The sequence below is a fragment of the Streptomyces sp. NBC_00873 genome, from assembly GCF_045207415.1.
Classification (GTDB): domain Bacteria; phylum Actinomycetota; class Actinomycetes; order Streptomycetales; family Streptomycetaceae; genus Streptomyces.
This window is the reverse complement of sequence record NZ_CP108803.1, coordinates 7961829-7975125: the sequence shown is the minus strand read 5'-3', so window position 1 is coordinate 7975125 and position 13297 is coordinate 7961829. Positions and strand designations below refer to the sequence as shown.

12 protein-coding genes are annotated in these 13297 nt (G+C 71.8%); 8 read left to right on the top strand and 4 right to left on the bottom strand.

Annotated elements, in window-relative coordinates; all coding sequences use genetic code 11:
- Positions 1 to 2: 2 nt before the first annotated feature.
- Positions 3 to 527, top strand: a complete 525-nt coding sequence (locus OH809_RS36795; protein WP_406417002.1) for a GNAT family N-acetyltransferase — start codon at positions 3 to 5, stop codon at positions 525 to 527.
- Here OH809_RS36795 and OH809_RS36790 read toward each other — a convergent pair.
- Complete coding sequence (locus OH809_RS36790) at positions 515 to 1231, bottom strand: cupin domain-containing protein (RefSeq protein ID WP_406417004.1); 717 nt, start codon at positions 1229 to 1231, stop codon at positions 515 to 517. The genes OH809_RS36795 and OH809_RS36790 overlap by 13 nt on opposite strands.
- A gap of 275 nt (positions 1232 to 1506) precedes the next feature.
- Here OH809_RS36790 and OH809_RS36785 point away from each other — a divergent pair, with 275 nt between their 5' ends.
- The 4 genes from OH809_RS36785 (at position 1507) to OH809_RS36770 (ending at position 5378) form a co-directional block, all read left to right on the top strand.
- A complete protein-coding gene (locus OH809_RS36785) occupies positions 1507 to 2595 on the top strand; it encodes a WD40/YVTN/BNR-like repeat-containing protein (protein WP_406417006.1) in 1089 nt (362 codons plus the stop codon).
- Positions 2596 to 2629: 34 nt separating this feature from the next.
- Entirely contained in the window at positions 2630 to 3307 is a 678-nt protein-coding gene (locus OH809_RS36780; protein WP_266988694.1) for a uracil-DNA glycosylase, read from the top strand.
- Positions 3304 to 4335 (top strand): N-acetylglucosamine kinase, encoded by a 1032-nt coding sequence (locus OH809_RS36775; RefSeq protein WP_406417008.1) that lies wholly within the window; start codon positions 3304 to 3306, stop codon positions 4333 to 4335. The genes OH809_RS36780 and OH809_RS36775 overlap by 4 nt, the downstream gene beginning before the upstream one ends.
- Before the next feature lie 119 nt (positions 4336 to 4454).
- The gene (locus tag OH809_RS36770; protein ID WP_406417010.1) at positions 4455 to 5378 is read left to right on the top strand and encodes a sirohydrochlorin chelatase; all 924 of its coding nucleotides are present in this window, start codon (positions 4455 to 4457) and stop codon (positions 5376 to 5378) included.
- 103 nt (positions 5379 to 5481) lie between these two features.
- Here OH809_RS36770 and OH809_RS36765 read toward each other — a convergent pair whose 3' ends face one another.
- The 3 genes from OH809_RS36765 to OH809_RS36755 all read right to left on the bottom strand — a co-directional run bounded on the left by OH809_RS36765 (position 5482) and on the right by OH809_RS36755 (position 9657).
- Positions 5482 to 6567: a lactonase family protein gene (locus tag OH809_RS36765; protein ID WP_406417012.1), complete on the bottom strand. Its 1086-nt coding sequence runs from the start codon at positions 6565 to 6567 to the stop codon at positions 5482 to 5484.
- A 173-nt stretch (positions 6568 to 6740) separates the two neighbouring features.
- Positions 6741 to 8255, bottom strand: coding sequence for an FUSC family protein (locus OH809_RS36760; RefSeq protein WP_406417013.1), 1515 nt, complete (start codon positions 8253 to 8255; stop codon positions 6741 to 6743).
- A gap of 262 nt (positions 8256 to 8517) precedes the next feature.
- The gene (locus tag OH809_RS36755; protein ID WP_406424769.1) at positions 8518 to 9657 is read right to left on the bottom strand and encodes an MFS transporter; all 1140 of its coding nucleotides are present in this window, start codon (positions 9655 to 9657) and stop codon (positions 8518 to 8520) included.
- An 812-nt stretch (positions 9658 to 10469) separates the two neighbouring features.
- On the opposite strand from OH809_RS36755, the gene OH809_RS36750 reads away from it, so the two are divergent.
- From OH809_RS36750 to OH809_RS36740, 3 genes are all read left to right on the top strand, one after another.
- Entirely contained in the window at positions 10470 to 11888 is a 1419-nt protein-coding gene (locus tag OH809_RS36750; protein ID WP_406417015.1) for an APC family permease, read from the top strand.
- Between the two features lie 87 nt (positions 11889 to 11975).
- The gene (locus tag OH809_RS36745) at positions 11976 to 12461 is read left to right on the top strand and encodes an Lrp/AsnC family transcriptional regulator (protein ID WP_406417017.1); all 486 of its coding nucleotides are present in this window, start codon (positions 11976 to 11978) and stop codon (positions 12459 to 12461) included.
- Positions 12462 to 12486: 25 nt separating this feature from the next.
- Positions 12487 to 13185 (top strand): HAD family hydrolase, encoded by a 699-nt coding sequence (locus OH809_RS36740; RefSeq protein WP_406417019.1) that lies wholly within the window; start codon positions 12487 to 12489, stop codon positions 13183 to 13185.
- Positions 13186 to 13297 lie beyond the last annotated feature (112 nt).

Below are 13297 nucleotides of genomic sequence, written 5' to 3'. Positions count from 1 at the left end.
GCATGACGCCCCCAACCCTGCACACAGCACGGCTGCTCCTGGAACCGTACGCACCTGCCGACGAGGACGATTTCGTGGCGCTCTTCCAGGACACCCGGGTATCCCGGTGGATGGGGGACGGCCCCGCGGCGGAGACCGAGGACCGTGCCCTGTTCGGGCGAATCTTCAGCAAGGTGTACGCGCAGGATCTGTTCGACGTCTGGGTGGTGCGACAGGACAGCCGGTTCGTCGGCCATGCGGAGATCAAGCCGTCGTCGGACGTGGATGGCCACGAGATCGTCTACGCGCTGGCTCAGGACTCCTGGGGGCAGGGACTCGGGACCGAGATCGCGCAGGCAGTCACCGCGTACGGGTTCGCCACCCTCAAGCTGACCGAGGTGCATGCGACGGTCGCCGCGGAGAACAGCGCATCGCTCGCCCTGCTGGGCCGGATCGGCTTCCGGCACGTGCGGGACAGGACGGAGGACGACGGGAGCATTACCCGGGTCCTTACCGTGGCCGCGGCCACGGACACTCAGCCGCTGTAGACGTCGAGACGGCCGCACATCCCGAACCTTCCGTAGGCCGAAGGCTGTTGGGCGTGCACACAGGCAGCGGCGAGATGGCCGCCGTCCCCGAGCGCCAGGGCGTCGAGCTGTTCACCGGTTGCCCGGGACGCGGCGGCGGCGCCCTGTTCCCAGCGCCCCCGCCAGTCGTCCGTCCGATGCCTCACGAGCGCGGCGGCCGCCCGGTGGAAGGCGGCGAGCGGCTCGGTGTCGCCCGCCTCCGCGGCCCGGCGCAGCGCGAGAAACCCCTGGATGGCAAGGTCGCGGCGGGCACGGGCGGCGCCTTCCTGTTCCGGCTCGGAGCCCTCGACGGGCAGAGCAACGGCCGCGCGATAGGTGTCGGGGTCCGTCAGGAAGCGGGGCGGGAGGGTGAGCACGGCGTCGCCCGCCTCGGGCAGTCCGCTGTTCTGCATGAGAACGACGATGCGCAAGTCCGCGTCGTTGACGAGCCGGTGGATCGTGCCGGGGGTGAACCACACCAGCGAACCGGCGGCCAGGGGCGTCTGCCGGAAGCCGGACTTGGTGAGCGTCTGCACCGAGCCTGTGCCCCCGACCACCACATACCCCTCGGAACAGGTGAGATGGAGGTGGGGCGTGCCGCCGCGCAGTCCGTCCTCGGTGGGCCAGTCGTAGACCCTGAGGTGGGAGACGGCTACGGCGCCGGGCAGTCCTTCGAAGGTCACCACGGGCGCTCCTCGGTCCGGTTCGTCGGCTGTTCGTCGGGGGGCCGATCGAGGGCCCACCGAATGGGCAAGCGCTTTCTGCCAGGAAGTTACGGCCCGCCCGGGACGGCGGTCAAGGGTGCCCCGACAGCGTCGGCCGCGCCCCGGGGTTCCGGATCGCCGCCCGCCCCCGCACTCGCCGTCCGACCTGCGCAAACGCCTACTCTGCCCGCCACTGTCAGTGGCCGGGTGCAGACTGGACCCTATCCGTCACAAAGGCGTTTCGGGAGGTGTCGGCGATGTCCGACGTACTGCTCACTGTGGGAACCCGCAAAGGACTCTTCATCGGCCGCAGACGCCGTGGCACATGGGAGTTCGGCGACCCGCATTTCAACGCGCAGGCGATCTACTCCATCGCCATCGACACCCGCGGGCGGGCCCCCCGGCTGCTGGTCGGCGGGGACAGCGCGCACTGGGGGCCCTCGGTGTTCCACTCCGACGATCTGGGCGCGACCTGGGTCGAGCCGAAGCAACCGGCGGTGAAATTCCCCCAGTTCACCGGGGCCTCGCTGGAGCGGGTCTGGCAGCTGCACCCGGCCGGGGCAGAGGCGCCGGATGTCGTGTACGCGGGGACGGAGCCGGCCGCACTGTTCCGCTCCGAGGACCGCGGGGAATCGTTCGAGCTGGTGCGCCCGCTGTGGGAGCATCCGACGCGCTCGAAGTGGGTCCCGGGCGGGGGCGGCGAGGGGCTGCACACGATCCTGACCGATCCGAGGGACGCCCAGGCGATGACCGTCGCGGTCTCCACGGCCGGGGTGTTCCGCACCAAGGACGGCGGAGCGAGCTGGGCCCCGTCGAACAAGGGGGTGTCGGCGGTCTTCCTGCCGGATCCGAACCCGGAGTTCGGCCAGTGCGTCCACAAGGTCACCCGGGATGCGGTCGATCCGGACCGGCTCTATCTCCAGAACCACTGGGGTGTGTTCCGCAGTGACGACTCCGGGGACAACTGGACGGACATCGGCGGGGGGCTGCCCTCCGACTTCGGCTTCGCCGCGGCCGCGCATCCGCACCGGGCGGAGACGGCGTACATCTTCCCGATCAACGCCGATGCCGACCGCGTGCCGGCCGAGCACCGCTGCCGGGTGTTCCGTACGAGCGACGCGGGCAACAGTTGGGAGCCGCTGTCCACCGGACTGCCCGAGGAGATGCATTACGGCACGGTGCTGCGCGACGCCCTCTGCACGGACGACGCCGATCCGGCGGGGGTCTATTTCGGCAATCGCAACGGCGAGGTGTACGCGAGCGGGGACGACGGGGACAGCTGGGAGCAGCTCGCCTCGCATCTGCCGGACGTCCTCTGTGTACGGGCGGCAGTCGTCGGCGGTTGATCACCCCGGTCGTATGAGCAGTAGAGTGCGCCCCGTGGCAGCACGACCGTTGAAAGAAATCATCGAGCCGGGATGGGCGCAGGCCCTGGAACCCGTGGCCGAACGCATCGCCGCGATGGGCGACTTCCTGCGCGCGGAGATCGCCGCTGGGCGCACCTATCTGCCTGCGGGGCAGAATGTCCTGCGGGCGTTCCAGCAGCCGTTCGACGAGGTGCGGGTCCTGATCGTCGGTCAGGACCCGTACCCCACACCGGGACATGCGGTGGGGCTGAGTTTCGCCGTCGCGCCGGAGGTCCGGCCGCTGCCGGGCAGCCTGGAGAACATCTACCGGGAGCTTCACACCGATCTGGGGCTGCCCCGGCCGTCCAACGGCGATCTGACGCCCTGGACCCGGCAGGGGGTGCTGCTGCTCAACAGGGCACTGACCACGGCGCCCCGTCGGCCGGCGGCGCATCGCGGCAAGGGCTGGGAGGAAGTGACCGAGCAGGCGATCCGGGCGCTGGTGGCGCGCGGAACACCGCTGGTGTCCGTCCTGTGGGGGCGCGACGCCCGCAATCTGCGGCCGCTGCTGGGTGAGCTCCCGGCGATCGAGTCCTCGCATCCCTCCCCCATGTCCGCGGACCGCGGGTTCTTCGGCTCGCGGCCGTTCAGCCGGGCCAATGAACTGCTGGAGCGCCAGGGCGCCCGGCCGGTCGACTGGCAGCTGCCGTGACCGCCGCCGCGGGGTCGTACGTCCTCGGAGTGGACTCGGGCGGTTCCGGGCTCCGGGTGGCGCTCGGCGCGATCGGGGCCGAGAAGCCGGTGGCGACGGCGGTCTGCGCCGAGCCGGTGCGGACCGGTCCGGCCGGGATCGATGCCGGACACCTGTTGGAGCAGCTGCTTCCCGCCGTCGACGAGTTGCGGGCGCAGGCCGGGGAGCGGGCGAAGACGGCCGCCGGCTCGTCCGTCGTCGCCGTGGCGATCGGCGCCGCCGGCATGGCGACGCTCGGGGACCAGCTGCGCGCGGAGCTGCCCGCGGCGCTGGAGCGGGCGCTCGGGGTGCAGCTGCTGGCACTGGCCGCCGACGCGGTGACGGCGTATGCGGGAGCGGTCGGGCAGCGGCCGGGAGCCGTCGTCGCGGGTGGCACCGGCATGATCGCGCTGGGGACGGATCTGACGAGCTGGCGCCGGGCCGACGGCTGGGGTCATCTCCTCGGCGACAGCGGCGGCGGTGCCTGGATCGGGCGGGCCGGGCTCGATGCGGCGATGCGCGCCCATGACGGGCGGCGCGGCGGTTCGGTCGCGCTGCTGGCCCGGCTGGAGGCGGTGTTCGGTCCGGCGCCGGAGCTGCCCGGTCTGCTCTATCCGCGTACCGACCGCCCGGCGCTGCTGGCCTCGTTCGCCCCCGAGGTCGCCGCGTGCGCCGGGGACGATCCGGTCGCCGCGGGCATTCTGCGGGACGCCGCCGGTCATATCGCGGAGGCGGCCGCCGCGGTGTGCCCGGAGGGCGGGGCGGCCGACGAGCCGTGCGAAGTGGCTCTGACGGGTGGCTTGTTCCGGATGGGCGATCCACTCCTCGCACCCCTGCGTGAAGAGCTCGCCCGGCAACTGCCGCAGGCGCGGACGGTCCCCGGTTCGGGTGATCCGCTGACCGGTTCCCTGCGCATCGCCGAGGCGCTGGCCATGGGTGATCTGCGGTTGCCGCTCCACCCGACGCTGCTGTGCGTACCTGCGTACGGGCCCGGGCGGGGGCGGCCGTAAGGGGCGACAGAGCAGGGCAGTTGGCCAGTAAGCCATTGATCGGATAAAAGCGGACAGATAACGCCCGACTGGGCCCTCCCCGAACAGTGGGGCAGCCAAAACCAGTAGCATGCGGCGCCATGAGCACCCCCACTGGGCCCGCTTCCGGCCTGCCTGTACGAATGCCGCGACCTCGCCAGTCCGGACGGCACCGCCGCCCGGAGCCCGTGGTCGCGCCCGAGGGCGCTGCCGCGCTCGTTCTCGCCGTTCCCGGTACCCCCTCTTCGGCCACGCGCAGTCTGGCCGAAGAGGTGATCAGCATTGCCCGTTCCGAGCTGCCCGGTCTCCATGCCCGGATCGGTTACCTCGACGGCGACGATGCCGAGTACCCCACGCTCGTCTCCGTACTCGCGGATTCCGCCGCCGAGCGCATCGCGCGCTTCGAGCAGGCGAAGGCCGTGGGCCATGAGGTCGCCGAGCCCGAGGGCCCGGCCGCCGTCGTGGTGCCGCTGCTCGCGGGACCGGATAACGCCCTGCTCCGGCGGATACGCCAAGCCGTCATGGACAGCCGTGCACCGGTCGAGCTGACCGATGTGCTGGGCCCGCACCCGCTGCTCGCCGAGGCGCTGCACGTACGCCTCTCCGAGGCCGGTCTGGCCCGCGCCGACCGCGCCCGGCTGTTCACCGTGGCCACGGCCGCGGACGGGATCGTGCTGGCCACCGTGGGGGGCGAGGAGGCCGTACAGGCCGCCGGGATCACCGGCATGCTGCTGGCCGCCCGCCTCGCGGTGCCGGTGATGGCCGCTGCTCTCGATGTCGAGGGTTCGGTCGCGTCCATCGCCGACCAGCTGAAGGCCTCCGGTTCGGTGCAGCTGGCCGTGGCGCCGTACCTGGTGGGTCCCGAGGTGACCGAGGGGCTGCTGGACGCCGCCGTGAAGGAGGCGGGCTGCGCGACGGCCGAGCCGCTCGGCGCGTACCCGGCGATCGGCAAGCTCGTCCTGTCGATGTACACGACGGCGCTCGGCATCGCCCCGGTGACGCCGCAGGGGGCCCAGGCCCACTGACCTGATCAGCAGGGAGCAGCGGGGCCTGTACCGGACGTTCGACCGGTACGGGCCCCGCTGTGTCTGCTGTCTGCTGCGCCCCGGGGCCGGACGGTGGGCCGGGTCAGTCGAAGATCACGCAGGAGGCGGCAGGAGCGGTCAGGGAGCCCGTGTGGCGTGGGATGCCGGTGCTCGGGTCGACGGCGAACCAGCTGACGTTCCCGGACCGCTCATTGGCCGCGTACAGCCACTGCCCGGTGGGGTCGAGGGCGAGGTCGCGCGGCCAGTGGCCACCGCAGCTCACGGTCGTGACCAGGGACACCTTCTCGCCAGTCGCGTCGAGGGTGAGGACGGCGATGCTGTCGTGTCCCCGGTTGGCGGCCCAGAGGAACCGACCGTCGCGCGAGATGACGAGCTCGGACGGGTGGACGACCGCGTCCGCGTCGGCGGCCACGTCCTCGGGCACGACGGTCGTTTCGCCGACCGGTGCGAGGGTTCCGGTGGCGGCGTCCCACCGGCAGACGGTGACAGTCGGTTCGAGTTCGTTGAGGACGTAGGCGTGGGTGCCTGCGGGGTGGAAGGCCAGGTGGCGCGGTCCGGTGCCCGGTCGCAGCGCCGTCTCGTCGTGCAGCCGCAGCGTGCCGGTGCTCGGGTCGAGGACGCAGATGCGTACGGAGTCGGTTCCGAGGTCCACGCTCAGCACCCAGGCGCCCGACGGGTCAGCAAGCACCTGGTGGGCGTGCGGGGCCTGCTGACGGGCCGGGTGCGGTCCGCTTCCCTCGTGCCGGAGCACGGAAGTGGCGGCGTCCAGCGATCCGTCGGCGCGCACGGGGAGGGCGGTGACGCTGCCGGAGCCGTAGTTGGCGGTGATCAGGTGTCCGCCGGTCAGTGCGAGGTGGGTGGGTCCGCTGCCGTCCACCGGCCGGATCCCACCGAGCAACCGCGGGTCGTCGCCGGTGATGTCGAGGGCGGCGGCCGCGCCGGACTCGGTCTCGCTGACCGTGTAGAGGGTGGTGGAGCCGGGGCCCAGGGCGATATACGAAGGATCGGGGACGATGTCCGTGGCGCCGAGGACGGTCAGCGCCCCGGTCTCCCGGTCCACGGCTGCAACGGTGACTCCCCGACCGCCCGCCGACGTGAACGACCCTATGAATGCCCGTCCGGCACCGTTGCTGCTCACCGCTTCTGCCCCTCCCCGCCGACTGATCATGACGGCTCGGGCCGCCGTGATCTTCCGGGGCGACGGTAGCAGTGCGCCCTGCGCGGTCCAGTGCCGTGACCGGCAGTGTTTGCCCCATGAGGAGCGTCGTCCGGTGCGTGCCGAGCCGGGAGCGGCACTGGACCAGGGCCGTGTCACCGCCGCCTGCTGCCGCGGGTCGCAGGTCAGGCCGGGACGAGCGGGGCGCGGGGCGAGGTGCGCAGGGGCGCGGCAAGTTCCCCGAGGGCCCGCTCCAGGGCGTGCAGATGCGCGAGTGCGGCCTCGGCGCCGGGGTGGTGGTGCGGCGCGTGTGCAGGCGCGGCGTTCAGTTCCGTACGGGCGGGTCCTGGCTGCGCCAGGGCGAGCACCGCGGCCTCGACGCGGCGGCAGGCCGCTCCGAGCCGGGCGTCGTGCGGGGCGTCGGGATCGGCGGCGACCGCGGCAAAACCACGCACCTCGCGGGCGCACAGGTCGAGCAGGGCGAGGACCTGGCGGGCGCGCGCCTTGCGGGCCCGCAGCGGGTTGAGTGGATGCACCAGGGGGGCGAGCGAGAGCCGGACCCGGCCGAGCAGCGCCTCCAGTTCGGTCACCTGCGGACCGGGGTCGGCGCTCGGGGAACCGGCCAGACGGGCGGCAGCCCCGGCGGTGCAGGCGTGCACGCAGCGCAGTGCGCGCTGGATCCAGGCGTCGGTGGTCGCGTGGAGGGTGACGGGCAGGACGAGGAGGACGGCGAGCGTCGAGCCGAGGGCTCCGGCCCCGGTCTCCGTGAGGCGGAGCACGAGCAGCCCCGGATTCAGGACGCCGAGCAGGCCGTACAGCAGTCCGGCCATCACGGTCACGAAGAAGACCATCCAGCTGTACGAGACGGCGGCGGTGTAGAAGATGCCGAAGACGCAGACGGCGACGAGGGCCGCGGTGGGGACCGTGTCGCCGTGCAGCGGCACGGCGACCAGCAGCCCTGCGGCGATCCCGGCCACCGTGCCGAGGACGCGGCGGAAGCCGCGGACCAGCGTCTCGCCGCGCGAGGCGGTGTTCACGAAGACCCACCAGACGGTGCCGACGGCCCAGTACCAGCGGTCGGCGGACAGCAGCTGCCCGATGCCGAGCGCGAAGGCACTGGCGGCGGTCGCCTGGAGCGCTTGCCGCGTGGTCGTCCGGGCCAGCCCGCGACCGCCCTGAAATGCGGGTACGACGGGCGTGGGCAGCCGTCGTTCGTAGCACCAGGCGCCGAAGCGGACGGCCGAGGCGGTGATGAGCGAGAGCGCGACGGCGGCGTACAGCTCGGGCAGCTGGCCCGGTACGGCGTGCAGGAACTGCGCCATGAAGAACGTCATGAACGCGAACACCCCCAGGGCATGACCGCGGGGACCCCAGCGGCGCACGTACACCCCCGCGCAGACAACGGCGAGGAACGCGGCGTCGCGCGCCAGGGGGTAGTCGTGCAGCGCCGTCGCAAGTGCCAGGACCGGGAATCCGGCGACGGGCAGCAGCGCGGTGGTGAGCGCCTGGTCGCGGACCTGGGCGTCGGTGACTGTGAAGAGTGCGAGCAGAGCGGCGAGGCCGCCGGCGACGGTCGCGGGAAGCGAGTGACTGACGAGGCCCGAAAGGGTCACGGCCAGACCGATACCGAGAACGGCCCGGGCCGAGCTGCGCAGCCGCAGCCGCCCCGGGTCCGGAGCCACCAACATCCGCTTCAGCACCGATTACCACTCCCTGTTCTGTCCGGGCATGAAAAAGGCGCCGCGGGATCCGCAGCGCCATCGACTGGCCCAATCAGAGCATCTCGCCACCATCTGGCTCAAGTCGAGCCGACACAGTTGCGCCATTGGCACAGCCTGATGTGCTTCCGATGTGCCAGGTGAGCGCCAATGGACCACGTCCTGCTGAACCGTCGGGCCGAAGAAAGACCCTCCGGGCGCGGCACCCCCCGGGTGACCGCGGCGCGCTGAACCGCCGGGAAGGTCAGCCGCGCTCCGGGGGTGTGCGGCGAGCACCCAGGAGAAGCGGCAGAACGGCGGTCGCTGCGGCGAGTACCGCGAAGCCCCAGGTCAAGGTGGCGGCACCGGCGACGGCGGCGACCAGCAACGGGCCTCCGGCGTCGCCGAGTTCACGTCCGAGTTCGGCCGTTCCCATGGTCTGGCCGACCCGTTCCTGCGGGGTGGTGCCCGCGAGGGCAGCGAAGCCGAGCGGAGTGATCAGCCCGGTTCCGGCCCCGATCAGCACGGCGGCCGACAGGATGCCGGGCAGGCCGGACAGCATGGCGGCGGCCAGTCCGCACGCGGTGACCAGCAGTCCGGCCGCCAGTCCCCCGCCGGCGCCTAGGCGCCCTTCGTCCAGGGCCCGCCCGGCCCACGGCTGTACGAGCGCGGCGCACAGGGCGAGGACGGAGACGGCCGCGCCGGTGGCCACCGGCGACAGACCGGCAGCCACCCCGGACACCGGCAGGAACCCGACCCCGACGGACAGCGCGGCGGTGGCGGCGGCCAGGGCCGCCACCGGCCGCAGAAAGGCACCCTCGGCCAGTCGCCGGACAAGTCCCAGGACGGTCTGACGGGTCTTGGGCAGAGGCGGGACGGCAGGTACCGCGAACGCGGCCCACAGGGCGACCGCGGCGGCCAGCGCGGCCAGCACCGCGAACAGCAGCGTCAGGCCGCCGGCCCAGACCAGCACGCCGCCGAGCAAGGGCCCTGCGGTGTAGCCGATGCCCTTGAAGAATCCGTACGAGCCGAATGCGCGGCCGTGCCGGGCCTGCGGGCTGAGTCGGGCCACCAGCGCGGAGGCGGCAGGTGAGAACGCGGAGGCGGCCGCGCCCTGTCCGAGGCGGGCGGCCCACAGCCAGCCGGGATCGCGGACCACCACGAAGACCGCGGAGGTGGCGGCGAACGCGATGAGCCCGCCGAGCAGCACCGGCCGGGCGCCGATCCGGTCGGCGAGCGTCCCGAACACCGGCTTGAGCACCACCTCGGCCCCGTCGTACAGCGCGAGCAACAGCCCGAGATACAGCACCGAACGTGTCAGACCGGGATCGCCCTGGCCGAGGTTGGCCGCGACGCCGTGCGCGCCGAAGGCGGTGGTGAACCCGGCTGCGTACAGCGGCCACATCCGCCGCCGCGACCCCGCGGGCAGAAGCCTCGATTCCTGGGCAGGCCCGGGGGTCACGGCTGCCGCCGTACCACGACCCGGTGCCGGGACGGCTGCGTCGGCAGCCGCACGATCAGCACCACCCACGGCTGCCGGGACGCCGAAGACTCCTCACCCACCGGGCAAAAGTAACAGTCGTTACGTCCTGAGGGGCGGGCGTCACGTGCCGGGCGCGACCTGCGCCGCGGGCAGGTGGCGACGGTGGGCCGGACCCTCCACGGCGACCGATGCGGCGAGCAGCGCGTCGACGCGCCCTCGTCGTGTGACATGACCCAGGAGACTAGCGCCCCTCCCGGCAAGCTTTGCCCCCGCCGGAAAGCGGGCGGAGATTTCCTGGTCGCCCCTCACCTGGGCATCCGGCCCGGGCCGGACCCCCCGCGCGCCTCCCAAGGCAAAAATCCGGACAACGTGACCGGTTACACGCTGCGCATCCCGTTGCGGTCCGAGCGCAGTTCGCCGCGCCCGAGCCCCTCACCGCCGACTCGCGCATCAAAGGCACTGGCGAATACGCGCCTTCATTTCGAAGGTCATCAAGTGAACGAAGACGCTGAACCATCAAGTTGTCAATAGGAGCCCGACCCTCGCCCAAGCTACGAATACCGCCGGACATACGCCTGACGGCAACGAATTCCGTAGGTAATAGGTGGTTGACGTGATGGATCCCACAGGTTTCCATAACGCGCCGGGAGCAGACGAAACCAACAGCGCAGCAAGCCACGGAGGCGATAGCGCTCCCGCCGTACCCGTCACACCCAGTCGATCGGAACCGCTCCATGACCGACATGCTCACCCAGCCCGTCACCTCCGGCACCTCACCGGCGGAGACCGATCCCCACAGCCAGGACGGCCCGCACACTCTCAAGCGTTCCATCGGCGTCGTCGGAGGAACCCTGCTGACCCTCTCCTGCGTGACGCCCGCATCCACGCTCTTCGTGGTCGTGCCCGACCTGTTCGGCGACCTCGGCTCCGCCACCGCGCTCACCATCGCCATCGGTTCGCTGCTCTGTATCGCCGTGGCGTTCTGCTACTCGGAGCTGGGCACCATGATCCCCAGCGCGGGCGGCGAGTACGCCATGGTCACCACTCTGACCGGTCGGCTGGCCGGGTGGCTGGTGTTCGTCCTGTCCCTGCTGGTCGTGATGATCGTCCCGCCCGTGATCGCCATGGGCACGGCGGACTACCTCGCCCCGCTGGTCCACATCCCGGCCGAGGCCGCCGGGGCCGGGGTCATGGTGCTCGCCACCCTGGCCGGTCTGCTGGACCTGCGTGCCAACGCCTGGATCACCGGCGTCTTCCTGGTTCTCGAAGTCATCGCGGCGGCCGTCGTCGCCGTGCTCGGCTTCGCCCACACCGAGCGCGGCGCGGGCAGCCTGATCCATGGTGTGGTCGCGAGCGACAGCGGGGCGTCCCGCCCGGTCACCGCGATGCTGGTCGTCTCGGGTCTGGCCATCGCACTCTTCATCACCCAGGGCTTCTCCACCGCCGTCTACCTCTCCGAGGAGATGGAGAACCCGCGGCGCAACGTCGCCCGCACGGTCCTCGCCACCCTCGCCATCTCGACGGCCGTCATCCTCGTCCCAGTGGTCGCGATCACGATGGGCGCACCCGACCTCGCGGCGCTCACCTCCGGTGACATCAGCGGCATGGTCACTGCCTGGAGCAACTCGGCCGTCGGTACATTCGTGAGCCTCTGCGTCGCACTCGCGATCATCAATGCGGGCATCGTCATGGTCATCCAGAACTCCCGGGTGCTGTTCGCCTCCGCCCGGGACAAGGCGTGGCCCGAGCCGGTCAACAACGCCCTCGCCCGCCTCGGCCGCTTCGGTTCGCCGTGGGTCGCCACCCTGGTGGTCGGAGTTCCCGGCGCGGCGCTGTGCTTCGTCAACCTCGACACCCTGTACGGCGTGACCGGTGTCTCGGTCACCGGTATGTACCTGCTGGTCGCCGTCGCCGCGCTCGCCGCCCGCCGCACCGGCCACAGGGAGCTGCCCGCCTGGCGGATGCCGCTCTGGCCGGCTGTGCCGGTGGCGCTGATCGTCGTACTCGTCTACATCCTCAGCCAGCAGGAGGCCACGTACCTGCTGTGGACCGGCGGCATCATGGCGGCGGCCACCCTCTACTGGGCCTTCTACCTCCGCCCCCGCCGCGACACCCGCTGGCTGGTCACCCTCCCCGAGGATGCCCGTCCCTGACCCCGCGTGGGCGGGCCCATGCCCGTACACTGGGCCATTGGTACAGTCGGAGTCCGCATCAGCAGACCAGGAAGAGGCCGACGGACCATGGCGGTGGACGCGCTCGACACCCGCATCCTGCGGCTGCTCATCGAGCAGCCCCGGACCAGCGTGCGGGAGTACGCGCGGATCCTCTCCATCGCCCGGGGCACCGTGCAGGCCCGTATCGACCGGCTGGAGCGGAACGGTGTGATCACCGGTACGGGCCCGGTCCTCTCCCCCGCCGCGCTCGGCCACCCGGTGCTCGCCTTCGTCCATCTGGAGGTCACCCAGGGGCATCTGGACGAGGTGGGCGAGGCCCTCGCCTCCGTGCCGGAGATCGTCGAGGCGTTCTCGACCACCGGCGGCGGGGATCTGCTGACGCGGGTCGTGGCCCGCGACAACGGGCACCTGGAGGATGTGATCCAGCAGCTGATCCAGCTGCCCGGCGTGGTGCGGACCCGCACCGAAGTGGCCCTGCGCGAGCGGGTCCCGCACCGGCTGCTGCCTTTGGTCCAATCCATCGGCCTGGCCACGGCCGGACCGTCGAACTGACCACCGCCTTGGCATGCTGGGTGCCATGAGCACTCGGCCCACCCCTGCCCTTTCGGTCATCTTCGATCTCGACGGCACACTCGTGGACAGCGAGCCGAACTACTACGAGGCGGGGCGCCGGCTCCTCGCCCGTCACGGCGTGCCGGACTTCACCTGGGAGCACCACACCCGGTACATCGGGATCAGCACCCGCGAGACGCTGACGGCACTGCGGGCCGAGTACGGGATCGCGACGCCCGTCGACGAACTCCTCGCCGGCCAGGACGCGCTCTATCTGGAGCTGGCGCGATCCTCGACGGAGGTGTTCCCCGAGATGCGGAAGTTCGTGGAACGGCTGCATCAGGAGGGGATCGCGACGGCCGTGGCATCGGGTTCGTCCCGGGCCGCGATCGAGGCGGTGCTCGCGGGCACCGGACTCGGCGCATACGTCACGGTGTATGTCTCCGCCGACGAGGTGGCGCACGGGAAACCGGCACCGGATGTGTTCCTGGAGGCCGCGCGGCGGCTGGGCGCCGCGCCCGGCGACTGCGTGGTGCTGGAGGACGCGGCGCCGGGAGTGGCGGCAGCGCATGCGGCGGGCATGCGCTGCATCGCGGTCCCCTATGTGGCGTCGACGGCCGACGATCCGGCGTTCGCCACGGCGGGGCTGCTCTTCCGCGGTGGTCAGGGCGAGTTCACGGCGCAGACCGCGTACGACTGGCTGGCTGGGGCTCAGCCTTCCTGATCCTGCCGGTGGCGGTCATCGGGAAGTTCTCGACGACCTGGGCCACCAGAACCACAGCAAGACGGACCGGATGCTCTCGATCGCCGAGCAGCGACGGCTGCCGGTGGTGCTC

Excerpts from the sequence above, each read along its gene's own strand:
- OH809_RS36765 (WP_406417012.1), bottom strand. The coding sequence starts at position 6,567 with ATGATCAGTCGGCGGGGAGGGGCAGAAGCGGTGAGCAGCAACGGTGCC.
- OH809_RS36740 (WP_406417019.1), top strand. The coding sequence starts at position 12,487 with ATGAGCACTCGGCCCACCCCTGCCCTTTCGGTCATCTTCGATCTCGAC.
- OH809_RS36750 (WP_406417015.1), top strand. The coding sequence starts at position 10,470 with ATGACCGACATGCTCACCCAGCCCGTCACCTCCGGCACCTCACCGGCG.
- OH809_RS36785 (WP_406417006.1), top strand. The coding sequence starts at position 1,507 with ATGTCCGACGTACTGCTCACTGTGGGAACCCGCAAAGGACTCTTCATC.
- OH809_RS36770 (WP_406417010.1), top strand. The coding sequence starts at position 4,455 with ATGAGCACCCCCACTGGGCCCGCTTCCGGCCTGCCTGTACGAATGCCG.
- OH809_RS36795 (WP_406417002.1), top strand. The coding sequence starts at position 3 with ATGACGCCCCCAACCCTGCACACAGCACGGCTGCTCCTGGAACCGTAC.
- OH809_RS36745 (WP_406417017.1), top strand. The coding sequence starts at position 11,976 with ATGGCGGTGGACGCGCTCGACACCCGCATCCTGCGGCTGCTCATCGAG.
- OH809_RS36755 (WP_406424769.1), bottom strand. The coding sequence starts at position 9,657 with ATGTGGCCGCTGTACGCAGCCGGGTTCACCACCGCCTTCGGCGCGCAC.